The 24,610-nt window shown below is 63.8% G+C and carries 21 protein-coding genes; 8 read left to right on the top strand and 13 right to left on the bottom strand.

All coding sequences use genetic code 11. From position 1 onward, the window contains the following. Positions 1–184 precede the first annotated feature (184 nt). Positions 185–610: a hypothetical protein gene (locus MLD24_RS18800; RefSeq protein WP_227172727.1), complete on the top strand. Its 426-nt coding sequence runs from the start codon at positions 185–187 to the stop codon at positions 608–610. A 58-nt stretch (positions 611–668) separates the two neighbouring features. Here MLD24_RS18800 and MLD24_RS18795 read toward each other — a convergent pair whose 3' ends face one another. Both MLD24_RS18795 and MLD24_RS18790 read right to left on the bottom strand, forming a co-directional pair. Continuing rightward, positions 669–977 (bottom strand): site-specific integrase, encoded by a 309-nt coding sequence (locus tag MLD24_RS18795; RefSeq protein WP_227172726.1) that lies wholly within the window; start codon positions 975–977, stop codon positions 669–671. 121 nt (positions 978–1,098) lie between these two features. Then, positions 1,099–1,368, bottom strand: a complete 270-nt coding sequence (locus MLD24_RS18790; protein WP_227172725.1) for an acyl-CoA-binding protein — start codon at positions 1,366–1,368, stop codon at positions 1,099–1,101. 131 nt (positions 1,369–1,499) lie between these two features. Here MLD24_RS18790 and MLD24_RS18785 point away from each other — a divergent pair, with 131 nt between their 5' ends. Both MLD24_RS18785 and MLD24_RS18780 read left to right on the top strand, forming a co-directional pair. Beyond that, positions 1,500–1,991 carry a DUF4442 domain-containing protein gene (locus MLD24_RS18785; RefSeq protein WP_227172724.1) on the top strand — a complete coding sequence of 164 codons (492 nt, stop codon included), beginning with the start codon at positions 1,500–1,502 and terminating at the stop codon, positions 1,989–1,991. Positions 1,992–2,037: 46 nt separating this feature from the next. After that, positions 2,038–2,895: a DNA ligase gene (locus tag MLD24_RS18780; protein ID WP_248168630.1), complete on the top strand. Its 858-nt coding sequence runs from the start codon at positions 2,038–2,040 to the stop codon at positions 2,893–2,895. Here the strand turns inward: MLD24_RS18780 and MLD24_RS18775 are convergent, their stop codons facing one another. The 6 genes from MLD24_RS18775 to MLD24_RS18750 form a co-directional block, all read right to left on the bottom strand. Beyond that, complete coding sequence (locus tag MLD24_RS18775; protein ID WP_248168629.1) at positions 2,896–4,596, bottom strand: Hsp70 family protein; 1,701 nt, start codon at positions 4,594–4,596, stop codon at positions 2,896–2,898. It abuts the gene before it with no gap. Positions 4,597–4,600: 4 nt separating this feature from the next. Beyond that, positions 4,601–7,393, bottom strand: a complete 2,793-nt coding sequence (locus MLD24_RS18770) for a DUF805 domain-containing protein (protein ID WP_248168628.1) — start codon at positions 7,391–7,393, stop codon at positions 4,601–4,603. Next, positions 7,390–8,121, bottom strand: coding sequence for a DUF1266 domain-containing protein (locus MLD24_RS18765; RefSeq protein ID WP_227172720.1), 732 nt, complete (start codon positions 8,119–8,121; stop codon positions 7,390–7,392). Before MLD24_RS18765 ends, MLD24_RS18770 begins: the two co-directional genes overlap by 4 nt. Positions 8,122–8,195: 74 nt before the next feature. Beyond that, positions 8,196–8,543, bottom strand: a complete 348-nt coding sequence (locus MLD24_RS18760) for a hypothetical protein (RefSeq protein WP_227172719.1) — start codon at positions 8,541–8,543, stop codon at positions 8,196–8,198. A gap of 67 nt (positions 8,544–8,610) precedes the next feature. Continuing rightward, positions 8,611–9,315 (bottom strand): PspA/IM30 family protein, encoded by a 705-nt coding sequence (locus tag MLD24_RS18755; protein WP_248168627.1) that lies wholly within the window; start codon positions 9,313–9,315, stop codon positions 8,611–8,613. Between the two features lie 15 nt (positions 9,316–9,330). Continuing rightward, a complete protein-coding gene (locus tag MLD24_RS18750; protein ID WP_227172717.1) occupies positions 9,331–9,735 on the bottom strand; it encodes a YjfI family protein in 405 nt (134 codons plus the stop codon). Positions 9,736–9,982: 247 nt separating this feature from the next. Between MLD24_RS18750 and MLD24_RS18745 the strand changes: the two genes are divergently transcribed. From MLD24_RS18745 to MLD24_RS18735, 3 genes are all read left to right on the top strand, one after another. Next, positions 9,983–10,615: a hypothetical protein gene (locus MLD24_RS18745; protein ID WP_248168626.1), complete on the top strand. Its 633-nt coding sequence runs from the start codon at positions 9,983–9,985 to the stop codon at positions 10,613–10,615. A gap of 54 nt (positions 10,616–10,669) precedes the next feature. Beyond that, positions 10,670–12,607, top strand: coding sequence for a flotillin family protein (locus MLD24_RS18740; RefSeq protein WP_227172715.1), 1,938 nt, complete (start codon positions 10,670–10,672; stop codon positions 12,605–12,607). 82 nt (positions 12,608–12,689) lie between these two features. Continuing rightward, the gene (locus tag MLD24_RS18735) at positions 12,690–17,939 is read left to right on the top strand and encodes a DNA repair ATPase (protein WP_248168625.1); all 5,250 of its coding nucleotides are present in this window, start codon (positions 12,690–12,692) and stop codon (positions 17,937–17,939) included. Positions 17,940–17,970: 31 nt separating this feature from the next. On the opposite strand, the gene MLD24_RS18730 is transcribed toward MLD24_RS18735, so the two are convergent. Next, positions 17,971–18,222: a YkoF family thiamine/hydroxymethylpyrimidine-binding protein gene (locus MLD24_RS18730; protein WP_248168624.1), complete on the bottom strand. Its 252-nt coding sequence runs from the start codon at positions 18,220–18,222 to the stop codon at positions 17,971–17,973. 268 nt (positions 18,223–18,490) lie between these two features. On the opposite strand from MLD24_RS18730, the gene MLD24_RS18725 reads away from it, so the two are divergent. Next, complete coding sequence (locus MLD24_RS18725; RefSeq protein WP_248168623.1) at positions 18,491–20,038, top strand: flavin-containing monooxygenase; 1,548 nt, start codon at positions 18,491–18,493, stop codon at positions 20,036–20,038. 59 nt (positions 20,039–20,097) lie between these two features. On the opposite strand, the gene cysK is transcribed toward MLD24_RS18725, so the two are convergent. Both cysK and MLD24_RS18715 read right to left on the bottom strand, forming a co-directional pair. Next, positions 20,098–21,069: a cysteine synthase A gene (cysK, locus tag MLD24_RS18720; protein WP_248168622.1), complete on the bottom strand. Its 972-nt coding sequence runs from the start codon at positions 21,067–21,069 to the stop codon at positions 20,098–20,100. A gap of 124 nt (positions 21,070–21,193) precedes the next feature. Beyond that, positions 21,194–22,882 (bottom strand): VRR-NUC domain-containing protein, encoded by a 1,689-nt coding sequence (locus MLD24_RS18715; RefSeq protein WP_248168621.1) that lies wholly within the window; start codon positions 22,880–22,882, stop codon positions 21,194–21,196. 132 nt (positions 22,883–23,014) lie between these two features. Between MLD24_RS18715 and MLD24_RS18710 the strand changes: the two genes are divergently transcribed. Continuing rightward, the gene (locus tag MLD24_RS18710; protein WP_248168639.1) at positions 23,015–23,548 is read left to right on the top strand and encodes a glutathione peroxidase; all 534 of its coding nucleotides are present in this window, start codon (positions 23,015–23,017) and stop codon (positions 23,546–23,548) included. Here the strand turns inward: MLD24_RS18710 and MLD24_RS18705 are convergent. Both MLD24_RS18705 and MLD24_RS18700 read right to left on the bottom strand, forming a co-directional pair. Next, positions 23,545–23,994 carry a DUF4124 domain-containing protein gene (locus tag MLD24_RS18705; RefSeq protein WP_248168620.1) on the bottom strand — a complete coding sequence of 150 codons (450 nt, stop codon included), beginning with the start codon at positions 23,992–23,994 and terminating at the stop codon, positions 23,545–23,547. The two genes, MLD24_RS18710 and MLD24_RS18705, sit on opposite strands and share 4 nt — an antisense overlap. Positions 23,995–24,128: 134 nt before the next feature. After that, the gene (locus MLD24_RS18700) at positions 24,129–24,569 is read right to left on the bottom strand and encodes a methylglyoxal synthase (protein WP_227172708.1); all 441 of its coding nucleotides are present in this window, start codon (positions 24,567–24,569) and stop codon (positions 24,129–24,131) included. Positions 24,570–24,610: the final 41 nt, after the last annotated feature.

The raw sequence follows: 24,610 nt of genomic DNA, 5'->3' as shown, positions 1-24,610 counted from the left end.
GTCGATAAACTGTTCAAAAATTGTCACTAGTCGTCACTACGAGACGCTGGCTGCTGGCCTCCGCACTTGGGCTATCACACCCATGGCTGCCGGTGCGACCGTGCAAGGGGTAGCGTTAACCGTCGCCAAAACCAGCAGTCACGAAAGCCGCGAAGAAAACAAGGAAAACAAAGAGATGGAAAGCATGAACCGATCAACCGTGTTGGTCCTGTTCACGCTGGCGGGGCTGTATTCAGCCGGCACCTACGCTCAGGACGCCGCCCAGGAATCCGAAGACCCTTTCGGTTACCGGGAGCGGTCTACCATGGACACGATTCCGTTCCAGTCACTGGAAGAGGAGTCGCTGGCCAACACCATCATTGAGGGCGGACTGGAGGCTCCGGCGGCCGGTGTGCCGGTGGCGGAAACCGAAGAGGATTTCTATCTGGACCCGCTGGCGCTGCAGCCATCGGACAATCGGACCGATCTGGGGCGTTCGGAGATTCCGGTGGAGATTCGCTTCAGCAACCCGCGGGTGATTCCCGGGCAGGTGAATGGCAATACCTACTCCATCCAGCCATCCCCTGGTCGTACCTACAACACCTACGGCGCCAACGTTACCGCCCGCTGAAGGGCGGTCTGAGCTGGCGGCAGCCCTGACGACAGGAGCGTCGCCGGGCTGAGAGCGTTCAGGCGGCGGCCGTGGCGTCGTCCCGCTTGCCGAGTACGTCCTCGTAGAAGAACGTCAGGGCCTGCTTGGCCTGGTTCAGCCGTGCGCGGGACACTTCGATACGTTCGCCGAGATAGCTCAGGAACTGCTGGCGGTCATCCGCCTCCAGGGCTTCGATGTCTTTGAGGTCGTGAAACAGCACAAAGCGGGTAATCCAGTGCAGGTAGTTCTGCTCAGTCCGCTGGTTGAGCTGGTGCTGGCGGATCGCCAGGGATACGCGACTGAGCAGGCCCGGCTGGGCATGCTCCAACGCTTCGATCAGTTGCATGGTTCGTCTTCCACAAACATTGTTGTTGTTATGATCTCCGCATCGTATGACAAACGTTTGAAGGTGGCAAAAAACCTTCAAACGTTGTCGGGCTGTAGTGGTGGTCGCCCTTTGCTACAGTTTAGCCCTGGTTCTTGAGTGCTTCCAGGCGATCGATATAGCGCTGCATGGCGTCGTCGGCTGACGTGCCCTTGAGCTTGGCCCAGGCGTCGTACTTGGCGCGGCCAACCACATCCAGCATGCCCGGGCGCTTGCCGCTGGCGTCGCCCTCGGTGGCCTGCTTGTAGAGGGCGTAGAAGTCCAGTTTCATTTCGTTGGACGGCTTGAAATCGCCTTCGGCGGTCTGGATGTAGTTGACCGCCTCGTCAAACTTGGCTTTCAGGTCGCTCATATTGGTTTCCTTGTGAGTAGGGAGGTTGTGGGTCTCAGGCTACGCGGCGTCGCGTTTCTTTCCTTCGACGAATGGGTTATTGTCCAGCGCTGAATTATAAGATAGCTGAACCCAAATATGGAGGGAACGCCATGGCGGCCGTCAACCGTCTTGCCTCAATTGTTAACCGGATCAACTCTTTGCCGGCCATCGCCCGTCCCCGGGCGCTGTCCCTGTTCTTTGGCAAGGCGGTGCCTTTCACGGGTACCACGGGCATCCGCATCCTCAGTCTCGACGCCAACCGCTGCGTCATCACTCTGGCCAACAAGCGTCGGGTACAGAACCACATCGGCGGTGTTCATGCTGTGGCCTCGCTGTTGCTGGCGGAGTCGGCCACCGGTTTTCTGGTGGGCATGAACGTGCCGGACGACAAAATACCGGTAATCAAGACGGTCCACGCCGAGTATACCAAGCGAGCGAAAGGCGACATGACCGTAGAGGCCTTTCTGACCGAAGAACAGAAGCAGCGTATCCGCGATGAGGACAAGGGCGAGACCGCCGTTGCTGTGCGTATCCACGACGCTGAGGCCAAGGAGCCGATCGAGGTCGAGATGATCTGGGCCTGGACGCCCAAGCGCCGTTAACGCCCTGGCGGGGTAACAGACAACGCAATCGACACAGGGAGGTGTCATGAACAATCGCAACCCGATCTGGTGGCTGTTGCTGTGGCTGCCGGTCTCGCTTTGGGCCCAGACGCCGCCACCGCTGCAACTAGCGGAGACCTACCAGGCCGGCGCATCGCTGTCGGGCTACTGGGTCAGTGAGAAACTCGACGGTGTTCGCGCCTACTGGGACGGCGAGCGGCTCTGGTCACGCCAGGGCCACCAATACCCGGCGCCGGCCTGGTTTGTGGAGGACTTTCCCGACGTGCCCCTGGACGGTGAGCTGTGGCTGGGCCGGGGCCGCTTCAGTGAGCTGTCCGCCGCCGTCCGGCGTTTCCAGCCGCGGCGACAGGAATGGCAGCGCATCCGCTATATGGTGTTTGACCTGCCGGCCAGCCGGCTCCCCTTCGGTCAGCGCCTGCAACGTTTACGGGCGCTGCTGACGCCTTCTCCCTCGCCCCATGTGGCATTGATCGACCAGCGCCCGGCCACCGACCACGTTGCCCTGATGACCCGTCTCGATGAGGTGATTGCCGCCGGCGGTGAAGGGCTGATGCTGCATCACCGGGACAGTCGCTACCGGGCAGGGCGCAGCCAGGCGTTGCTGAAGGTGAAGCGCCACCGGGATGCCGAGGCGGTAGTGGTGGCGCACCTGCCAGGGCAGGGCAAGTACCAGGGAATGCTGGGTGCCTTGCTGGTGGAGCGCTCGGACGGTCGTCGGTTCCGCCTTGGTACCGGCTTCAGCGATGCCGAGCGGGCAGATCCTCCGGCCATCGGTGCGCTGGTGACCTACAAGTACTTCGGTCTGACGGCCACGGGGTTGCCCCGATTTGCCAGTTATCTGCGGGTGCGTCAGCCGGCGCCAACCGGGGCATCGGGACACTAGTCACGGCAGCTGGGTCAGGGCGTCTTCCAGCGCCAGGCGGATATCGCGGATTTCGTCCGGGTCCTGTCGTTCCAGTACCGCGTCGAACTGGTTCAGCCAGTGCATAATCTGGTCCCGGGTCTCACCCAGGGCCTGGGCATAGGCGCTCTCGAGCCGGGCCCGCAGGGTGCGGTTGGGCATGGTCTGACGGGGATGGATCTTGATCGCCTGGAGCCGTTCATGGGAGCGCGCCCGGTCGGCGTCGCTCAGCCCGTTGGGGCTGCGGTCGATCAGCTTGCTGGTCTGCGCACCGGTGGACTGCACGGTGACATCCACTTCCAGCAGGCCATCAATGTCGTAGCTGAAGCGCACGGTCACTGCCTCCTCACCCGCCGGTGCCTTTGGCACGCTGACCTCCAGCTCACCAATCCGGATATTGTCCGCCACCCGCGGCCGCTCGCCCTGGTAGATATCTATACGGATCTTCGACTGGTTGTCGTGGAGGGTGCGATAGCTGCTTTCCCGGGATGCGGGAATGGTGGTGTTACGCTCGATGATCGGGGACATCAGGCCGCCAAGGTATTGATCATCCACCGACATGGTGGTGCTGATGCCGAGGGTGTAGGGGCAGACATCGGTGAGGATGACCTCCCGCACCGCCGCATCCTGCAGGCGACAGGCGGCCTGGGCAGCGGCACCGAGGGCCACCACGGTGTCCGGGTCAAGGTGGCGGAGCGGCAGCTTGCCGAACAGCTGGGTCACCAGTTGCTGGATTTCCTTGAGCCGGGTGGCGCCGCCCACCAGCACCACGTGGTCGAGGGCGCCCGGGTCCAGTTTGGAGTCCCGCAGGGCCTGCTCAATCGGTTGCCGCAGCCGCTGCAGCAGTGGCGTCCAGGGGCCCTCGCGCTCCGGGAGCTGCCAGCGGTAGTCGCGATCCCGCCAGTGCCAGCGCAGTTCCCCGCGCTGCCCTGGCGGCTGGCACTTCAACTGTTCGGCCTGGGCGGTCAGCCGCGCCAATGCGGCCGGTTCAAGCTCGCTGTCTTTCAGTTCCCAGGTGGCCAGGCAGGCGTCGACGATGGCGCGGGTGAAGTCCTCGCCCCCAAGGTAGTTGTCGCCGGTGGAGGCGCACACTTCGATGATCGGGCCGTCGTACTCCAGCAGGGTGACGTCGAAGGTGCCACCGCCCAGGTCGAAGATCAGTGACAGCCGCTCTTCCTGGTCATGCAGGCCATAGGCCATGGCGGCGGCTGTGGGCTCGTTGATCAGTCGCACCGCCTTGAGTCCGGCAAGCTCGGCGGCGAATGCGGTGTGTTTGCGTTGTTCGTCGCTGAAATAGGCGGGTACCGAGATCACCACCTCCTCGATGGTGTGCCCCAGGTGCTGTTCCGCATCCGCCTTCAGGCTCTTGAGGACCATTGCCGACAGTTCAGTGGGGGAATAGCGGTGGCCGTCTCCCAGCTCGTGCTGGTGGTCACTGCCGAGCAGGCGCTTGAACGCCACGGCGGTGCGATGGGGGTGGGAGATCCGACGGGCGGCCGCGGCCTCGCCGACCAGTAGCGTACCGTCGTCGTCCAGACTCACCGCCGAGGGGGTGGTGGTCTTGCCCAGACTGTTGGGGATCAGTTCGGCCTGACCGTCTTTCCAGACGGCAATCAGGCTGTTGGTGGTGCCCAGGTCGATGCCGATGGCCACGTCCGGGCGGACGGAGGGCTGCTCGCTCATAGTGTCAGGATTCCTGATAGAGGTGGTCCATTTGGGTCAGCCAGGGCTGCTCGTCGCGGGCCAGGGAATGCTTGGGCACGGCCGATCCCTTGAACAGCAGGATGATGATGGCAACCGGCGGTACGGCCACCAGCAGTACCAGATACACTGGCACCGCGAACCCAAGCCGGCGACCGTGTAGGCCGATGTCCCGCAGGCGTCGCGTCATGCCGCTGAGAAACGCAACAAAGCCAGCCATCATAAGCAGTGAGATCAGTGTGGCGTTTGCGTCGGGGTACAGGGCCTGCAGGCCAAGACCCGGCGCCATCACCGTGAGGGTATGCAGGAAAAAGTCCAGCCGGCTCAGTCGGCCGCGAAAGCTGAACGGCCGCCGCCAGGGCTCTGAAGACCAGTCACCGGGCTGCTGCTTCAGGGTGGTCAGGTGGTGTTCCAGCTGACCCAGGATCAGCCCGCACAGCAATCGCACCCGCACCGGCACGGAGTCCTCGGTCTCACCGCGATAGGTCTGTAGCAGAGTGGCGGCATCGTCCTTGTGGGGCCATTGGCTGGGGTGGCTGGAGCTCAGGGCCGCCAGGGTGTTGAGGGCGGCTCCGGTATAGGCGAGCTCGTCCGCCTGCCAGATTTTCAGCGCCTTGAGTTCGGCAATCGGCATGTTCAGGGCATCGCTGAGCAGGGCCTGGCCCCGCAGGTTGACGTTGTCCAGCGCCAGGGTGTGCTGCTTGACCTGCGCTGTCAGGGCTGGCGGTGCCTGGGCCGGTCTCAGTGTCAGCAGGGCGTGGTAATACAGCGGGTCGATGCCATTGGCGGGCTCGGTGCCCAGCAAGGCCGTCATTACCGGGGCCCAGGACGCGTCCGGCAGGCCCGGTTCCAGGTACAGCCCGTTCATCAGGTGTGTGATCATCCTGGGGGTGTTCAGCAGTCGCGCGAAGGCGTCGCGCAAGCCGGCGTCCGTCAGCGGCAGCACCAGTTGTCGGCACAGCTCCTTGACCGCGTCGGCGTTGGGCTCCTGTTGCTGGAACGCCAGCAGTGTGCGGGCCAGCAGTCTGAAAACCGAGTCCTCGGGCTGCTCGGCCACGGTCTGCAGCAGTGGCTGACTGAAAGGCTCCAGCAACCAGGCCGGCTCCATGTCCAGCACCAGCCCGAGTCGCTGGCACGCCATTGCGGCTTCCGGGTCCGTTGGCAGGCTGGCGCGACTGCACCAGTGACGGTCACCGGCGTGGAGACGGCGGCGAATCCAGTCCAGCCGGTCCTCATAGGCTTGTCCCTGCTGATCGTCGTCCACCTCGAGGTTAAGTTCGGCCGCTTCCGCCAGGCGCTGCAGTTCCGGCAGCGGTCGCGTCAGGTCCCGGGCCAGTATCCGTTGCCGTACGCTGACCGGCCGGGTCTGCAGTTCGTGAGCCAGCTCGGGTTGATCGAGCCCTTCCTGCAGCACCCTCTGTGCCGACAGTAACTGCTGGTGCTCGTGCAGCAGCGCCAGGGCCAGGCGGGTTGCCGGGTAGTCGTCCGGCAACTGCGCCTGCAGGCCGCAGAGGTCCAGTTTCGAGGCATCGAACGGTGTATCAAAAGGCGTAACGCCCTGTTGCAGCTGCATCAGCCAGCCATAGAGATGGCTGAGGGTGACCGGGTCGTCGTGCCGGCGGTCGACACTGGGGGGCAGGCCATAACGAAACCCGCTGCACAGGCCGTCTCGAATGCAAAGCCGGGCCATCAGTGCGTCGCTGTCCTCCCGCTCCAGCAGTTGGCGCTGGGCGGCCAGCAATTGCAGCGCATCGCCGGCGTCCACCGGGTCGTTCAGGTCCGGGCGCAGCAGCAGAGTCCACAGTGGCAGCCATTCCGGCTGCTGGTGCTGGAACAGCTGGAACAGCCAGCTGCGCAGATCCGGTGCCGCGCCGGCACTCAGGTGCGGGGTCATGACCGCCAGGGCGGCCCCGGTCTGGCCGCTGTGGGCGAGCAGCGAGGCCAGCAGCCAGTCCCGGTCCAGTTCGGTGGCCAGGTCTGCGCACTGGTGCAGGGTTCTGGCGGTGGCCAGCCAGGCGTCGGGGACCGGCAGCTGGCAGGCCTGATAGCACCGTAGCAACAGCCACAGCGCCCGTGGACAGGGAGGTAGCGGATGCACGGCTGGCAGATAGAGCAACTGGCGCAGGCTGTTGACGTCGCCGTGCCGCAGGCCGTGGGCGAGGGCGGCAAACAACCGGATGGCGCCTTCCTGGGCGTGGCTGGGCCAGGCCGACAGCACCTCCAGATTGAACGGGTCGTCCTGGTCCAGGGCGGTGAGGAAACGGTCTACCTCGAGGGCTTCCTGGGGCTCGTAACGATTGACCAGCTGTGGCCACTGGAAGCGGTCCCGTAGTGCCCGCAATACCGCCTTGGGCAGATAGCCCCGCTGGCTGGCCCAATCCAGGGTCGGCGCTGGTAACAGGGTAATGGCCGCCAGCGGCAGTTCGTCCAGTTGTGCCAGATGGGTCTGGTAGCTGGTAATGTGGAAACGGCTCTCCGCCGCCGCGGACAGGGTGTTGAGGTGGTCGAACCAGGCCTGTGCGGCCTGCAGTGCCTCATCGGCTGCGTCCTGAGCCGGTGCTTCGTCGGTGGCGGTTTCCGATTCGGCTTCAGTCTCAGGCTCGGGTTGGGGCTCAGTGGCGAGCGCGAGGGCCTCCTCATAAGCCTGGCGCAGTCGCTTGAACCCTTCCGGATCTGTCTCTGGCGGGTGCTCCGGCAGACGCTGACGGTAGGCCCGGCGGATTGTCCGAGTATCGTTTGTGGGCTCGAGCCCCAGCTGGCTCCAGGGGCTGTCGCTCATGTCAGCATCTCCGGCAGGCTGTCGGGACGTTCGCTGTGGGGCAGCTCCAGGTCCCAGGGCAGGCTGTTGGCAGGGTTGGTAAAGGCGGTGTTCAGCTCCCGGAACAGTGGCTCGAGCCACTCCTGGGCGGCATTACCGAGCAACAGCTCCGCGACCTCGTCGGCGCTGTCGCAGTTCAGGGTCCGCCACAGCAGCCGGCCGCAGAGAAAGCCTGCAAGGTATTGATCCCAGGACTGGTACCAGTAGCGGGCGCGAAGGGCCAGCTGCAGATGCAGGTGCAGCATTTCCGCTTCATCAAGGTAGCTGAGGAAGTAACCGCTGCGCAGCAGGAAGCCCATGCGGGCCAGATCCCAGGCGCGGATGCCGCCCTGACCGGTCAGCACCGCGGTACGGTCAACGAATGTCTCCAGCAGGTGCTGCGGTTCCGGGTCGGGACAGGCCCGCGCCTGGGCGCGTTCGGAGGGAGTCTGCTGGGGCCAGCGCCAGTAGTCCGTGGGAATGCTGGTGGCGTGGCCGTCGTCGGTCATTTGCGCCACGGTGCTGAGCAGGTCGTCACGGTTGCTGATGCCCCAGGAATCCTCCAGGGCGAGGAACTCCGGGGTCTTGTGGTCGGGCCACATGGCCGGCTCGAGGTAGCTGGCCTCGGCATCGACATTGATGGCCACCATGGGGCTGCTCAGTCCGAACAGCCACTGGCGTTGCTCTTCGGTCAGCGCGAAGTCTGTCATGACGGGCTTTCTTCCTTGAATGCGAGTCACCAACGGGCAACTCCAAAAGCCCCCAAGTCTAAAAAATTGTCGCGCTATTTAACAGATGTATCGGCGTCCGGATCGGTCAGGAAGCGACTGGCAAAGGCGCTGAGCTCGTCGGCGACGCACTGGCGAATGGCCGCCCGGTCGCTGGCGGGCAGGCCGTAGCGTTCGGCGAGCTGGACGAAGTCGTCATCGTGCAGGGTGACGGTGAGCCGTGGTCGGATACGTTTCTTGCGGTAGGGCAGCTGCAGCACCTTGCGCACCATCGCCGAGGTGTTGAGGTCCTGCATGGCCGACGCAACGCGGAAGGCGCGCTGGATGTCGCTGGACAGGTCAAACGCCAGTTGCGTGGCCTGTATGGCCCGGGTTTCCTCTGGCCAGTCCTTGGGTTTGTTCATGCTCTCTCCAACAGGCAACAGCCCGGTGACGGCGAACCGTGACCGGGCTGTGACAGGCCTGTATCAATTACGGGGTATTGCCGCTGCTGCTCGCCTTCAGGCGTGCCAGGACGTCGTTGACGGAGTCCTGTTCGCCATCAATGCCGGCGGCCTTGAGCCTTTCGTCCAGATCGGCGCCACTAAGTTCCTTCTCCAGTGTGACGGAGGCGTTCTGGCGGTCTTCCTCCCGGGCCTGGCGTTCGCGGATGCGTTCCAGGGTGGCCTTGGCGGTGCTCAGGGAAGACTGGTTGCTGTTGATGTTGGTATCGATCTGGGCGGTGGTGCGCAGTACCCGCTCATTGGTCTTCACGACTTGCAGTTCGCGGCGGAACTCGGCCAGCTGCTTCTCGGACTGCTGCATCCGCTCCTTGAGATCGCTGATGCGAACCAGCAGGGTTTCCCGGGCAGCGGTCAGTTCCGCGCGCCGGCCTTCATGGCCGACAATCCGCTCTGCAACCTCGTGGGCCAGGGTTTCCTCGCCGGCACCCAGGGCCTTGCGGGCGTCCTGTTCGCGACGTTCGATGGCGCTGGTTTCCTCGCCGATCTGGCGGGCTAGGGAGGCGGCTTCCGCCATCAGAGCGGCCAGTTCCTTCTTGGCCTCGGCCAGTTCGTGCTCCGAGTCCCGCAGCTCCTGTTCCAGAATCCGGCTGCCCTGGTTGTCGATGATGGCTTCGCCAAGCTCATTGGCGCTTCCGCGCATGGCGGTCAGCAATTTCTTCAACACGGCTTTCATGTCATCGTCCCCTGATCATTCCAGAAAGTCTTCAAACGTCTGTAACAGGTCGATCGCATTATCGGCGAGGGTGACCAGTTCCTGCATGACCTCGGTAAGGCTGGAGGTCGGGCTGAGGGCGCCGTACACCACATAATGGTTGTCGACCTTGCCCAGGGCGCTCAGCGGCATGGGCACGCTGATGCGCAGCATGCTCTCATGAAGGTCCGCCAGGGCCGACGGACGGATCTCGTTCTGCTCAAACAGATACACCAGACACAGAATCTGGGTATCGGTGATCGTAAGGTACACCGGTGTCTCCTCGGCGCCGGAGACCACGATCTGCAGCACCGGGTCGTCGCCCGTCACCGGCATGACATTAAATGTCCGGCCAGCGTGGGTGGCGTCTCCCAGGGAAAGAATGAGGGATTGTGTGTCCACAGTAAGCTCCTTTTCGAGTGGCTCGTCCCGTGGCCCGGCGTCGGCAAAGGCGCTACTCCGTGCAGAACCGTCGGTTACGAGTGACATGTTATGTCATCCGGAATCAGTCTATAACGGACAATAAAGAATTTGCAATAAATCGAAAGGGTGCGGTATAAGTTGACCACCGCGTGACAGAATATGTCGCATACTACCCAGCAGCCAGTCGCGCTGCCCAGTATAGTCCAGGCCAGGGAGAGTGGAGTTCATGGAAGCCTTCATTGCCGTCACATTCTCGTTTCCCACCGTGCTGTTCACGGTGCTGTTGGCCGTGGCGGTGATCTACTGGCTGATTTCCCTGGTGGGTCTGGTGGATCTGGATGGCGGCGACGCCGACGTGGATCTCGATGCTTCCTCTGACATGGGCGGGCTGATGGTGACCCTGGGTCTGCAGGGGGTGCCGTTACCACTGGTGCTGACGCTGTTGTTTCTCGGTGCCTGGCTCACCGCCTATTTCGCAGATCTCATGCTGGGATCCCTGTTCGGTGCCGGCTGGGGCCATATCCTCTTTGGCCTTGTGGTGATTCCACTGGCCCTGGTGGCCGGTCTGCTGGCCACTGCGGTGCTGGTGCGGCCACTGCGGCCACTGTTCCGTCGTGCCTACAAGCGCCCCCTGGAAAAGCAGATCATCGGCGCCGGTTGCGTCGTGCTGTCGTTCAATGCCAGTAAGGGACAGGGGCGGGCGGAAGTCCACCGGGACGGCGCCCACCTGATCCTGAAGATTCGCAGTGATGCCTCCCTGGCCCGGCGCGACCGCGCGGTGCTGGTGGAGTATCTGCCGGAGCACCAGGCGTACTGGGTGGTGACCGAGGCAGAGTTCCTGGCCGGAAGCTCCGGCTAGCCCCGTAAACCCGTTTCCCGATTTATCCCTCAACCAACGCAGGAGAGACAATAAATGGACTTGTCGTGGATTATGCCGGTCCTCGTCACCATCGGTGTACTGGTGGTGTCGATCCTGGCCATTCTGACGCTGTTCAAGGCGTTCTATCGCAAGATCGACCAGGGTCAGGCGCTGATCGTCAATGACATGTCGGCGACGCCGAAGGTCTACTTCACCGGGGCCATGGTGCTGCCGGTGATCCATCGCGCCGAAACCATGAAGATTTCGGTCATTACCCTGGAGCTGAACCGCACAGGGAAGGATGGTTTGATCTGTAAGGACAACCTGCGTGCGGACATCACCGTGGCGTTCTACCTGCGGGTGAACGAAACCGCAGAGGATGTGCTGCGGGTGGCGAAGTCGGTTGGTGTGGGCCGGGCCTCGGACCGGGAAGCGGTCAATCAGCTGTTCAACGCCAAGTTCAGTGAAGCCCTCAAGACCGTGGGCAAGAAGCTGGAGTTCATGCAGCTGTTTGAGGAGCGTCAGCGCTTTCGCGATGCCATCGTCGAAACCATCGGTGAGGACCTGAACGGCTACATCCTCGAAGACGTGGCGATTGACTACCTGGAGCAGACCCCGAAGAGCTCCCTCGATCCCCACAACATCCTCGATTCCGAGGGTATTCGCCGGATCACCGAGATCACCGCTCTCCACAACGTTGAAACCAACCGGCTGGAACGGGACCAGGAGCTGGAAATCCAGCGCAAGAACGTGTCCGCGCGGGAAGCTGCGCTGGAACTGGAGCGCACCCAGGCCGATGCCGAAGCCCGTCAGCAGCGTGAGATCGAAACCCTGCAGGCCCGTGAAACGTCGGAAACCGAGCAGGTTCGCCAGCAGGAGCGTGCCAAGGCCGAGTCGGCCCGGATCAAGACCGACGAGGAAGTCCAGATCGCCGAGGAGAACAAGCAGCGGCAGGTGGAAATGGCCACCAAGGCCCGCGAGCGTGCGGTCCAGATTGAGGACGTCCGCATCCAGCAGGCCCGGGAGCTGGAGGATGTAAACCGTCAGCGCGCGGTGGAAGTGGAGCGCATCGGCATGGAGAAGGCGCTGGAAGAGGAACGCAAGGAGATTGCGGTCATTACCAGCGAGCGCATCGCCGTGGAGCGCGGTGTGGCGGAAGAGGAAGAAAACATCAAGGACGTCCGCAACCGCTCCGAGGCGGAGCGGCTGAAAGTCCAGACCGTGGTCGCGGCCGAAGCGGAAGCGGAAGAGAGCAAGGTCAAGGAGCTGAAATCCGCCGAGGCGGCGTTCGAGCGCTCCAAGCTGGAAGCCGAGGAAGTGGTGGTCCGCTCCCAGGCGGATCTGGATGCGGCCGAGAAGAAATCGGCGGCGGAAGAGAAACTGGCCCGTGGTCGTCAGGCTCAGGCTGCTGCCGACGGTCTGGCCAAGGCCCAGGTGCAGGAAGCCCAGGCCAACGCCCAGCGCGCCGAAGGCTTGGTGGCGGCGGAAGTGCGCACCGCCCAGGCCAAGGCCGACGAGGATGCCGGTCTGGCGGAAGTGCGGGTGCTCGAGCAGCGGCTTGAAACCGAGGCCGAAGGCGAAGAGAAGCTGGGTCTGGCCAAGGCTAAGTCCCGCGAAGCCATGGCCAAGGCAGAAGCCAATGGTCTGGTGGAGAAACTCAAGGCCTACGACAACATGTCCGAAGAGGCCCGTCACTTCGAGCAGTTCCGCATGAACCTGGAAGTGCACGAGAAAGAAACCATGGCCACCATCGAAGCCCAGCGCATCGGCATGCTGGAGAATGGCAAGGTGATGTCGGCCGCGCTGAAAGATGCCAAGTTCGAGATGATCGGCGGCGATGGCGATATTTTCGAGAAGTTCGCTACCGGTTTGGGCTATGGCAAGACCGTCCAGGGTGTTCTGGACAAATCCCCCGCGTTGCAGGCCGCCCTGGCCGGCATCAGCGAGCGGGCACTGAAGAAGCCGTCGGCGGACTCCACCGAGAACGCCTGATGGCACCTGGGGCCGGCTGCCAGTGCGCGCCGGCCCCACAGCCCCTGCCCATTTCCCGATTTCGCTAGCCAGGAAGATCGCCATGTCGACGGATCGCAGTCAACTTGAGGACATCGTCCGGGAAGGCTCTGCCTTCGAAACCATCCAGCGGCGCCTGAAAGACCAGGGCCAGCAACTCCGGGCCGATGTCGAGGCCCTCAACGCCGCCCGTGCCGAGGTGTTCGGCAGTGCCGGCATGAGCGTGCTGGGCCGGGGGCGGGTACGCACCGAGAGCAACTCGGTGGCCCGGGATGTGGTCCGCATCGGTGATCGCCTGCTGTTCGGTTTCAACGTTCAGCTGGGTCTGCGCAAGGCGCTGGCACTGGAGGATGTGTTCAGCCTCTACCATCTGCAGGACTCGGACGACGGCTTTGAGGTCACCGAAGCCTCGGTGGCAGACAGCTTCCTGGCGGATGACCGTTTCCGCACCGACTTTCGTGAGCTGCAGCAGTACTACAGCCATGCCACCCTGGCCCAGCTGGTGATCCTCAACGGCATGCTGCTGATGGCCTTTCGAATTGGCGAGAAGCTCAGTGACCGGCGGGTGTTCCGCTGGGAGCTGACGGCCACCGGAGAGGTCAATCGCTACATCGACAACCGCGGTGAACGTGACCTGGTGTTCCCGGACCGCTTCAGTTTCGAATGGCAGACCGCCGGCCGCGACAGCCAGGTCCAGGGCCGGGCGCCGCATCTGAACATTGCTGACACCCTGTTCATCGACAACCTGCGCGGCGACATCACCTTCAAGATCGAGAACAACACCAACACCGGCGAGGGCATTTTTGCTGACCCGGTGGTGTCCGACTCCCAGTCCCTCGACGACGCCACCTTTGAATACGCCGACCTGCAGCAGGTTATTCTGGTGCGCATCCTGCCGTACGGCGAGGACGCCTGGCGCTATTACCTGTACAACCGCAGCACCCGCCAGGTGGAACGCATCGATGCCCTCGGTGGCTCGGTGGTGCAGTTGCCGGAGAACCACGGCCTGATCTTCCCGTCGGGCTACTACCTGGCCAGTGGCGAACTCAAGACCTTTGACGTGCCGGCGGCGGATTTGCGCTTCAAGCGCATGATCCGTTCCCCCAACGGCGAGGACGTGCTCTACGTGTTCTACGGCGAGGACGGCGGCCAGGTGGTGCTGTACCGCTACAACCTGATTCGCAAGCAGGCTGACACGCCGATGATCGGCCACGGCTTCGCGCTGTTCGAAAATGGCCACCTGGCCATCTTCAACGCTGACCAGGAGCCCACCCTGGTACATCCGCTGCAGGTGTGGACCACACCGTTCATGTCAGAGTGCTACCACGCCCGCGACAGCGTCAATAACGATTCCCTGCTGGGCCGCATCGGCAACCCGGAACTGGTGCGGGGCATTGCCGAACTCAACACCGTTGTTGGCCTGGTGGAGCGGCCTCAGGTGTCGGAGCAGCATTTCACCTCGCTGATCCGTACCACCGACCGGGTGTTGGATCAGTTCTACTGGATCAGTGAGATCGCCGATTCCGAAGACGTGCCTGCCAGCCCGCTGGCGCAACGGCTGGGAGAAGTCCGCAAGACCGCTGAGCTGATGCTGGACGAATACGAGAAGGTCCAGAGCATCCGTGCCCAGACCGCAACGGCGGTGCAGGACACCGCTCGGGAGCAGGGTGCCCTGCTGCGGGATCTCAAACCCGACAGCTGGAAAACGCCGGATGTGTTTGTCGCCCACCTGAAGAAATTGCGGGATCACCGCGGCAAGGTCCGCACCCTGCGGGACCGCCGCTACATCGACGAGGCCGAGATCGGCGAACTGGAAGCGGAGCTGGACCAGGCCGAGGAACGGCTGACCGACCGCACCTTCAAGTTTCTGGCCACCCCGGCGGCATTGGACGGCTACCGCCAGACCCTGGCGGAACTGGCCACCCGCTGCGAAGAGGCAGAGTCCCGTGATCAGCTGGCAGAGTGTGTCGAGCAGTATCGCGAGCTGACCGCGGGCCTGGACATGATCCAGGGCATGCTGGCGTCGTTGTCGGGCGACAACGCCAGCCTGGAGACCCAGATCACCGAGAACATTTCCGGCATCTACGCCACCATCAACCAGCAACGTTCGGAGGCGGAGATCCGTCTCAAGGCCCGTGGCAGCGAGGAGGCCAAGGCCCAGTTTGCTGCCCGCATGCGGCTGTTCGAGCAGAGCCTGGCCAACGGTGTCGGTGCACTCACCGAGCCGGATGCCTGCGATGGCCTGATGACGCGGATGCTGGACCAGTTGCAGGAGCTGGAGAGCCAGTTCGGCGAGTACGACGAATTCCTTACCGCCATTCTGGAGCAGCGGGAGACCGCGCACGAGAGCATCGAGGCTCGCCGCCAGCAGTTACAGGATCAGCGCCAGCGTCGTATCAACACCCTCACCGACGCCGCCAGCCGCATTCTCAAGAACGTCAACCGGCGCACCGAGCGCTTCGAGAGCCAGGAAGAGCTGCACGCCTTCTTCGCTTCCGACGCCATGGTGGCGAAGGTCCGCAGTATGGCGGAGGAGCTGCGGGACCTCGGCGCCAACATGGAGGCGGACGACTGCGAAGGTCGCCTGCGCTCGGAACGGGACGCCGCACTGCGCAGCGTCCGCGATCGCGCTGACATCTATGAAGACGGTGGTCAGGTGATTCGTCTGGGGCCGCGCCACCGCTTTTCGGTCAACCATCAGGAAGTGGACCTGACGCTGGTACCCCGGGACGGCAAGGTCATGCTGCACCTTACCGGCACCCAGTATTACGAACCCATCGATGAGCCGGAACTGGATGCGCTGAAAGCCTACTGGGATGTCAGCCAGCCTTCGGAATCGGAGCAGGTCTACCGCGGCGAGTATCTGGCCTACCTGGTGATGGAAGAGCTGGCGGGGGCCGGACAGACCCCGGTCAACGTCGCCGACCGGGAGGAGCTGATCGACTACATCCGCCGCTTCGCTTCGCCCCGCTACCGGGAGGGCTACGAGAAGGGCATTCATGACCATGACGCCGCGCTGATTGTCAGCACCCTGTGGCCCGCCACCCAGAGTGCCGGTCTGCTGCGCTTCAGTCCCCAGGCCCGGGCGCTGGCGATGCTGTTCTGGGCCCGCCGGTCGCAGGACGAGGCACAGGCCCGGACGCTGCGGTCCCGCTGTCTGTCAGCCGGCATACTCAGCCGCATGATGCATTCCCGGGAGCTGATCGCGACCCTGGTGGAGGAGATTGAGCCGGCGCTGGCGGCCTTTGTCAGTGACCACCAACTCCCGGGGGAGGCCAGTGTTATCCGCAACGCTGCCGACTACCTGATACTGCAGCTGGCGGAGGAAAGCGGTGGCTTTGAGGTCACCCAGTATGCCGCCACCCTGGTGGATGGTTTCGTCAGCGAAATGAAGCGGGAAGGTCACTTCAGCCAGTTTGAAGAGGCGCTGACGGTGGTCAGCGACCAGCCCGGCGCCCGCTGGCGCATTACCGCCCACTGGCTGCAGGCCTGGGCCACCAAGGCCGGTCACCAGCAGGACAGCCACTACCTGCCCGAGGCCATTGCCATTCTCAACGCCGGCAAGCGCGTCAGCACCCAGCCCCGGAACGTCGAACTGGCGTTTGATGTGGACGGCCTGCTGGGACAGCACCCCCGCATTGTCGACCGTGGCTTCCGCTTGCAGCTGGATGAGTTCAGCCAGCGTGTGCGCCGTCACCAGGAGGAGGTAATTCCGGCCTGGACCCGGCTGCAGGACGTGCGCCAGCAGGTGCTGGCGAAATGGCGCAACCGCCTGCGGCTGGAGGAATTCCGGCCCAAGCCGCTGTCGTCCTTCGTGCGCAACAAACTGATCAGTGAGAGCTACCTGCCGCTGATCGGTGACAACCTGGCCAAGCAGATGGGCACGGTGGGGGAGAACCGTCGTACCGACCTGATGGGCCTGCTGATGATGATCTCGCCGCCGGGTTACGGTAAAACCACGCTGATGGAATACGTCGCCAGTCGCCTGGGGCTGATCTTCATGAAGATCAATTGCCCCAGTCTGGGCCACGATGTGATCTCGCTGGACCCGGAAAAGGCGCCCCATTCCACCGCCGAGGCCGAGCTGATCAAGCTCAACCTGGCACTGGAGATGGGCAACAACGTGATGCTGTATCTGGATGATATCCAGCACACCCATCCCGAGTTCCTGCAGAAGTTCATCTCCCTGTGTGACGGCAGTCGTCGCATCGAAGGGGTCTGGCGCGGGCGCACCAAAACCTACGACCTGCGCGGCAAGCGTTTCTGCGTGGTGATGGCCGGTAACCCCTACACCGAGAGTGGCGAGACCTTCCAGATCCCCGACATGCTGGCCAACCGGGCGGACATCTACAACCTGGGGGACGTGCTCAGCGGCATGGAAGAGGTGTTCGAGCTGTCCTACATCGAGAACAGCCTCAGCTCCAACTCGGTGCTGGCGCCGCTGGCCACCCGCGGTATGGACGATTTCTACCGCTTTGCCGACATCGCGGGTGGCCGGGATGTGCCCAGCTCGGAGTTTGACCACGACTACAGCGGTGCGGAACGGGAAGAGATTGTGGCGTTGCTGAAGAAGATGATCCAGGTGCGCAATGTGGTGCTGCAGGTCAACCAGGCCTACATCGCCTCCAGCGCCCAGGCCGAGGCTTACCGCACTGAACCGACGTTCAAGCTGCAGGGCAGTTACCGCAACATGAACAAGCTGGCGGAGAAACTGTCACCGGTGATGACCGACGACGAACTCGATGCCCTGATCGACGACCACTACCTCGGCGAGGCCCAGCTGCTGACCCAGGGGGCGGAGGAGAACCTGCTCAAGCTCAAGCAGATGCGCGGGACCCTGAGCCCGCAGGAAGCCGAGCGGTGGCAGGCTATTTGCACCGAATTCCGTCGCCATCAGCAGGCCGGGGGCGATGAGGAAACCGGCGTCAAGGTGGTGCGTCAGCTCGGGCTGATTGTTGAAGCGCTGGGACAGCTGCGGCAGCTGGTGCCCGAGGACAACCCGGCCGATACCGGCCCCGATCCTGCGGTGGCGAGCCTGGAGGCGCTCAGCCAGGTGGCGGATTCCTTCCGCAGCGGGCTGCAGGACCTGAAGGTGGAGCCGGCGGTGACCGTCAATGTGGCCAGTCCGGCTGGCCTCGGCGAAGCGCTGCAGGCCTTCGCCGACATCTTCGAACAGTCGGTGGTGCCGCTGGTGCAGACCATGGAGGGCAAGCTGGGTCTGGACCTGAAAACCCAGACCGAGATGAGCCGGGTGCTGAAAGCAGTGGAGGCCCTGCAGGGAACCCTCAGTTCCACCTCGGACTCGGTTGACTAGCCTCTCTAAAACAACTGTCGCTCCAGATTGGCTAGGCCCTGGGGCGGCGGTCCCCTTCCAGGAAGTTGGCCACAAACACCGCCTTGCCGAAGGTCTGGAACGACCACTTCATGGTGTCGGCCAGCACCGCCATAACGGTGTCATAGTCGCCGAACACCTGGGTGCTCATGCGGTTGGCATGGACTTCCAGGCCGCTGGCCTCAAGGCGGGCGATGACGTCCTTGATGGGGGGCTTGTAGTCGTCGTTCAGGGGGTAGTAGCTCAGTTGCACGGACAGATACACGGTCTGGCTCCTTTGGTGATACGTTAAACGTAAGGACCATGGTACGTGAGGACTACCGTGGCACGTAAAACGTGTGGATTACGGTGGCACGTTAAGCGTGAGGACTTCGGTGGCATTAAGCCGAGGCTCCGTGGCCCCATGATGACTGAATTTTGACCTGGGTCAAAGGCGTCCGGGGGTGTCCCCGAATGACCCCGCTCTGGCCCACGGGCCCGACAGGGAGCGTCATACACTCGCAGCATTGATCGCAATTGCTGAGGTATGACAGATGAACCAAAAACAACATTCTTCCCGCAAATCTTCTCCCGTCCAGCGCACCGGCGTGGTCATCGTCGGCGCCGGTTTCGGCGGCCTGTGCATGGCCATCAAACTGATGGAGGCCGGCGTCGAAGACCTGGTGATCCTGGAGAAGGCCGATGAGGTTGGCGGCACCTGGCGCGACAACACCTACCCGGGCTGTGCCTGTGACGTCCAGTCTCACCTGTATTCCTACTCCTTCCATGGCAAACCGGACTGGAGCAAGCGTTACGCACCCTGGCAGGAGATCCAGCAGTACATCCTCGACACCACCGAGGCCTACGGCCTGCGGGACAAGGTCCGTTTCGGCCAGGAGGTCATCGCCGCCCACTACCAGGAGGACACCGCCCGCTGGCAGATCACCACCGAACGCGGCGACCGGTTTGACTGTCAGTACTGGGTGTTGGCCTCCGGGCCGTTGCATGTGCCCCAGTACCCGGCCATTCCGGGACTGGACCGGTTCCAGGGCGAACAGTTCCACTCCGCCCGCTGGAACCATGATTACGACCTGCGGGGCAAACGGGTGGTGTCCATCGGGACCGGCGGCAGTGCCATTCAGTATTGCCCGGAGATCGCGCCGGAAGTGGAGAAACTGACGGTCCTGCAGCGTACCCCGGCCTGGGTGATCCCCCGCGACGAGCGCCGCTACTTCGGGCTGGAGAAGGCGCTGTTCCGGCGCTACCCGTTGCTGCGCAAGCTACACCGGGCCCGCCTGTACTGGAGCAACGAAGCGCGGGTCTGGCCAATCTTCCATCCTTCGCTGGCCAAGGGGCTGCAACAGCTTGCCAAGCTGTCGATCCGGCTGCAGGTCAAAGACCGGGATACTGCCCGTGCGCTGACCCCAGACTACACCGTTGGCTGTAAGCGGGTGCTGATCTCCAATGCCTGGTACCCGATGTTCAACCGGGACAACGTCGAGTTGGTCACTGAGGGGGTTCGTGAAGTGCGCGCCAACAGCGTGGTAACGGCGGACGGTCGGGAGCACCCGGCGGACTGCCTGATCTTCGGCACCGGGTTTCAGGTCGATCCCCGGCTCTACATGAAGGGCTTCGAACTCAGCGGTGCCGGTGGTCACACCCTGGCCGAGGACTGGCAGGCCGGTGTCGAGGGTTACATGGGCACCATGGTCCACGGTTACCCCAACATGTTCCAGCTGGTGGGGCCGAATGCCGGTTTGGGGCACAACTCCATCATCTTCATGATCGAATGCCAGGCGGACTACATCGTCAATCTGATGAACACCGTCACGGCCCGTGGCGCCGACTACGTGGATGTAACCGAGGGCGCCCAGTGCAACTTCAACGACGAGGTTGCCCGAGGTCTGGAAGGCACGGTATGGACGTCCGGTTGCAGCAGCTGGTACCAGCAGGCCGATGGCAGGAACTTCGCGCTGTGGCCGTTCTCAACCTGGCGCTACTGGTTGCGCACACGGTTCCTGGCGTTGGGGGATTTCCAGTTCGGACGCTGTGCCGGGTCGCTGGCGGAGCAGCCGGAGCCGGTGGCCGATCAGGCGGTGTGAGCGCGGTTGAAGGCAGGGAAAACGCCGCCTGGTGACACCCCAGGCGGCAGCGTAGGGTTTTACTGGACGTTCTCCAGATCGCCGAAGGTATCGGCGAACAGCGCGGAGGACAGGTAACGCTCAGCCGAGTCCGGCAGCACCACGACAATGCTCTTGCCCTGGAACTCCGCCCGCTCCGCGAGCCTCACCGCGGCCACAACCGCCGCCCCGCAGGAGATGCCGCAGAGGATGCCTTCTTCTTTCATCAGTCTGTGGGCCATGGCCATGGCGTCGTCATTGCTGACGGTTTCCACCAGATCCACCAGGTCCATGTCCAGGTTCTTGGGCACGAAGCCGGCCCCAATACCCTGGATCTTATGGGGGGCGGGCTTGGGCGCTTCGCCGGCACGGGTCTGGGTGATGATCGGGGAATCGCTGGGCTCCACCGCCACGGTGGTGATGGCTTTGCCCCGGGTGCCTTTGATGTAGCGGGACACACCGGTCAAGGTGCCGCCGGTACCGACGCCGGCAACAAACACGTCGACGGCGCCGTCGGTGTCGTTCCAGATCTCCGGCCCGGTGGTTTCCTCGTGAATCGCCGGGTTGGCCGGATTCTCGAACTGCTGCGGCAGGAAGTACTTGTCCGGGTCGGCGGCGGCCATTTCCTCAGCCTTGGCGATGGCGCCGGGCATGCCCTTGGCGGGCTCGGTCAGTACCAGCTCAGCACCCAGGGCCTTCAATACCTTGCGGCGTTCCAGGCTCATGGAGGCCGGCATGGTCAGCACCAGCGGGTAGCCCCGGGCCGCGGCGACGAACGCCAGGGCGATGCCGGTGTTGCCGCTGGTGGGCTCAATGATGGTCATGCCCGGTTTGAGCACGCCGCGCTTCTCGGCGTCCCAGATCATGGCAGCGCCGATACGGCATTTCACCGAATAGGCGGGATTGCGACCCTCGATCTTGGCCCAGATGGTGGCGCCATTGGCAACCCGGTTGAGTTTGACCAGGGGGGTGTTGCCGATGGACAGCGAGTTGTCGTCGTAGATCCGTGCCATGGTGGTTTCCTCCGTTGTTGGTGGTTGAGCGCCGGTATCGCGGCGGCGACTGCGGTGCCCTGCTGAGCGGCCGGGCCGCCGGAACAGGAAAGAGAATCATTGGGACTGTAGCGCGAAATGCCCGTCAGGCACAGTCTCCGTCGTCCAGCCAGTTCAGGTGGCAGACCGAGGCGGGAATGCCCTGGCGTGTGAAGAACTCCAGCCACTGGCGTTGATGGTCCTGAAGCCGGTCTCCCGGCCCTTTGACTTCCACCAGCTGATAACACTGCTGGCGCCGGTCCAGACAGATCAGATCGGGCAGGCCCCGGCGATGCTCCTTCAGGTCGCTGAGCAGGTGGGTAAACAGGGCATGGAGATGGCCGGCGGGAATACAGGCGAAGGCCGCATCGAGCAGTGCTTCTGACAGCGTGGGCCAGTGGACGAAGGGGTTGCGGGTGCCGGCTTTGCGGTGCCAGGTCTGGCGGATACGGTGTTGGTAACTGTCGTCCGCCAGCCCGGCGAGACAGCGCTCGAATTCGGACTGACGGCGACGGACAAAGTCCGGGTGGTTAAGGTCCGCCGGGGCCATCTGGAACGGGTGGAAAAAGGCCCCGGGCACGGGCAGGAAAATGGCATCCCAGCACAATAGCCCGAACAGCGCGGTGAACAGCCGGTTTTCGGTGTGATGGACGGTGACGTCGGGCCCCGCCAGGTGCCCGGCAACCGCGGCTTCAACCGAGCCGTCGCTGATTGGCAGGGCCAGCGACCACTGCTGCAGTTCGGGGCGGGCCGGTGCCACGGGTGCCGCCCGGGACAGTTTGCGGGCCAGGCGCTGGGCCAGACGCTGCATACCCCGACGTTCGCTGTCGGTGCGAGGTGCTGCGAGGGCGTCGGTGGCCAGGTTCCAGGCGCTCTCCAGAGCCTGCTGGCGTTCCAGCAGCCGTCCCAGGCGCAGGCGGGCCTCGCGGTGGCCGCTGTCGGCCAGGGCGGTCAACGCCAGTTCCGGATCGCCCTGGCGTTCGGCAAGAATGCCCAGTTCATACAGCAGGCTGTGGTAGCGGGCCATCAGCCAGGGATTGTCGTGGTCGCAGGCTGGCAACTGGGGCCACACCTCGCGGGCCGGGTGTGTCTCCAGCAACTCCCGGCATTGTTGCAGAGTGAGGTAGTCGTCCAGATGCTGCCGCTGGGTGACGGCGCGCAGGGCGGGGGTCAGTGGCACCGGTTCGTAGCGGTAGTGGCCCAGTTCCACCACCACGAAGTCCGACCAGTCCTGATAGAGGTTGCCGAAGAACAGCAGGCGCAGGCGATCAAACAGCTCCGGTGTGGTCAGCGCCACCGTGTCCGGCAGTCCCCAGTGGTTGGCCCTGGCGGCATGGGGCAAGCGTTCGGTCAGGGTATCCACCAGCACCTGTTTGCCCACGGTCCGGGGCAGGCCGTCGGCTTCCGGCCGCCCCAGCCAGCGCTGCCGTAACTCGGCCAGGGTCTGCAGGCGGGCAGCGTCAGGCAGGAACAGTTCGGGATCACGCAGAAGCCAGTCGTCACCGGTCAGTTCCTGAATCAGGTCGTCGATGGTGGCCTCCAGTTCCGGGTAGGCCAGGCGGTCGGTGCGGAAGCAGTGGCCACGACGCATTACCAGTCTCACCAACAGGGCGCGGGCGGCGGTGCTGAGGTCGGCAAGACGGTCCAGGCGCCGGCGTTCGTCGGCGGTGAGCAGGTCATCGTGATGCTCGCGAACCCAGGCCACCAGGGTGTCGAAGTTGTGCAGGTAATACAGTGGATCGGCCAGGTCCGCCGGGGCGGGGGGCTGCTCGTGATCGGGATTGCTCGGAGTCACTGGCACCTCCGGCGCCGTTGCGCCGTGAAACCGTTGTTAAGCTGATACCGTATGGCTTCAGAACAACACCGTTGACGATGTGGGGATACCATCATGATAACGCGCTTACCTGCCAGATCTGCCCTGGCCGCGATGCTGATCCTGGCCAGTACACTGACGGCACCGGTGGCCATGGCCGCAACCTGCCCGGATTGGCTTGATCACGACCTGCGACGGCTGCACTCGCAGGACACGGTGAATCTGTGCGAAGTCGCCGGCAGCAAGCCCATGCTGGTGGTTAATACCGCCAGTCACTGCGGCTTCACCTCCCAGTTTCGGGGCCTGGAGGCACTGTACCAGAAATACCGTTCCCGGGGGCTGGCGGTGGTGGGCTTTGCCAGCAATGACTTCCGCCAGGCGGCGAAGAGTGAGGAGGAAGCGGCGCGGATCTGCTACGTCAATTTTGGTGTCAGCTTCACCATGGTGGCGCCCAGCGCGGTCACCGGTGCCGATGCCAATCCGGTGTTCCAGGCCATCAATCGCCAGAGCCAGCCGCCGGGCTGGAACTTCCACAAGTACCTGCTGGATGCCAGCGGCAACGTGGTGGCGCGCTTCCCCAGTACCGTGACGCCCGATGACCCGGAGCTGAGCGAGGCGATTGATAATCTGCTGGCGGAGGCTCCTTAACGCCACTTGTCGAGGCAGCCGTTGCGGAAGCGGTAGCGGCCGGTTTCCTCGCCCTTGCGGCGGTAAACCCACCACTGGCCGGCCCGCTGGGCGGGATCACCAAGGATGTAGCGAACCTGGTCCTCGCTCATGCCGGCACGCACCCGCGACTGCACCCGCAGGCGTCGCAGTTCGGTGGATTGCAGGTAGCCAACCGGACACCCCGGGGCCTGTTGGCGGCGACTGGTCTCGGGCGGCTGGTAGAACTCCACGTCGGTACCGGTGTCGAGGCGGCCGCCGGTGGTGACCGGATCGACGGCGACGGTTTCGGTGTTGTCACCGCAGGGGCGGTCGGCGAACACCGTATGGCCGTTCTGGCTGCAGCGATAGATGGCGGCCTGGCTCAGGCCGGAGAGGGTCATGGCCAACAGGCCGACGGCCAGTGGCTTGTAGCTGGTGAGAGGCATGGCTGGTTTGCTCCTGCCCGATCCCTGGGCATGGGTCTGTGGCCACACCGTATGTAGCGGTGTGGGTCGACTCGGCGCTTCCTGCGCCGCCGGGGGCGAGCCCCGCTGGAGTCAGTGTAACCGGGTGGTCGGGGCTATTCCACCCGCCGCCGGGCGTGATCACTGAAGTCCGGCCGCTGGGCACGGTGGCCGGGGTCGGTCATGCAGGTGGAACTGAGGATGAACTCGGCGCTGGCGCGGTTGCAGGCCACCGGAATGTTCCACAGCGCGGCGATGCGCAGCAGGGCCTTGATGTCCGGATCATGGGGCTGGGGTTCCAGCGGGTCCCAGAAAAACACCAGCAGGTCGATTTCGCCCTCGGCGATCTTGGCGCCAATCTGCTGGTCGCCGCCCAGCGGGCCGCTCAGCAGGGTGTGGATGTCGTCCCGCCCCAATCGCTCCTGAAGCAGCCGGCCGGTGGTGCCGGTGGCGTAGAGCGCCAGCGGTGCCAGCCGCTGCTGGTTGCTGGAGACCCAGTCCACCAGTTCCCGTTTCTTGTTGTCGTGGGCGACGAGAGCGACAGATTTGACGGCCATGTGCGTTATAGTCTCCTGATTCAGTTCAGATCCCTGGCGGC

Source organism: Marinobacter xestospongiae (genome assembly GCF_023156385.1).
In the GTDB taxonomy this organism is placed as follows: Bacteria; Pseudomonadota; Gammaproteobacteria; order Pseudomonadales; family Oleiphilaceae; genus Marinobacter; species Marinobacter xestospongiae.
Note: the sequence above shows the minus strand (reverse complement) of the source record. Positions and strands in the feature narration are given on the sequence as shown.

Bases quoted from the DNA above. Each gene is read 5' to 3' on its own strand.
- MLD24_RS18710 (WP_248168639.1), top strand. From the start codon at position 23,015: ATGCTGATCCTGGCCAGTACACTGACGGCACCGGTGGCCATGGCCGCA.
- MLD24_RS18775 (WP_248168629.1), bottom strand. From the start codon at position 4,596: ATGAGCGAGCAGCCCTCCGTCCGCCCGGACGTGGCCATCGGCATCGAC.
- MLD24_RS18800 (WP_227172727.1), top strand. From the start codon at position 185: ATGAACCGATCAACCGTGTTGGTCCTGTTCACGCTGGCGGGGCTGTAT.
- MLD24_RS18790 (WP_227172725.1), bottom strand. From the start codon at position 1,368: ATGAGCGACCTGAAAGCCAAGTTTGACGAGGCGGTCAACTACATCCAG.
- MLD24_RS18795 (WP_227172726.1), bottom strand. From the start codon at position 977: ATGCAACTGATCGAAGCGTTGGAGCATGCCCAGCCGGGCCTGCTCAGT.
- MLD24_RS18770 (WP_248168628.1), bottom strand. From the start codon at position 7,393: ATGAGCGACAGCCCCTGGAGCCAGCTGGGGCTCGAGCCCACAAACGAT.
- MLD24_RS18785 (WP_227172724.1), top strand. From the start codon at position 1,500: ATGGCGGCCGTCAACCGTCTTGCCTCAATTGTTAACCGGATCAACTCT.
- MLD24_RS18780 (WP_248168630.1), top strand. From the start codon at position 2,038: ATGAACAATCGCAACCCGATCTGGTGGCTGTTGCTGTGGCTGCCGGTC.
- MLD24_RS18700 (WP_227172708.1), bottom strand. From the start codon at position 24,569: ATGGCCGTCAAATCTGTCGCTCTCGTCGCCCACGACAACAAGAAACGG.
- MLD24_RS18740 (WP_227172715.1), top strand. From the start codon at position 10,670: ATGGACTTGTCGTGGATTATGCCGGTCCTCGTCACCATCGGTGTACTG.
- MLD24_RS18760 (WP_227172719.1), bottom strand. From the start codon at position 8,543: ATGAACAAACCCAAGGACTGGCCAGAGGAAACCCGGGCCATACAGGCC.
- MLD24_RS18735 (WP_248168625.1), top strand. From the start codon at position 12,690: ATGTCGACGGATCGCAGTCAACTTGAGGACATCGTCCGGGAAGGCTCT.
- MLD24_RS18725 (WP_248168623.1), top strand. From the start codon at position 18,491: ATGAACCAAAAACAACATTCTTCCCGCAAATCTTCTCCCGTCCAGCGC.
- MLD24_RS18755 (WP_248168627.1), bottom strand. From the start codon at position 9,315: ATGAAAGCCGTGTTGAAGAAATTGCTGACCGCCATGCGCGGAAGCGCC.
- MLD24_RS18765 (WP_227172720.1), bottom strand. From the start codon at position 8,121: ATGACAGACTTCGCGCTGACCGAAGAGCAACGCCAGTGGCTGTTCGGA.
- MLD24_RS18705 (WP_248168620.1), bottom strand. From the start codon at position 23,994: ATGCCTCTCACCAGCTACAAGCCACTGGCCGTCGGCCTGTTGGCCATG.
- MLD24_RS18745 (WP_248168626.1), top strand. From the start codon at position 9,983: ATGGAAGCCTTCATTGCCGTCACATTCTCGTTTCCCACCGTGCTGTTC.
- cysK (WP_248168622.1), bottom strand. From the start codon at position 21,069: ATGGCACGGATCTACGACGACAACTCGCTGTCCATCGGCAACACCCCC.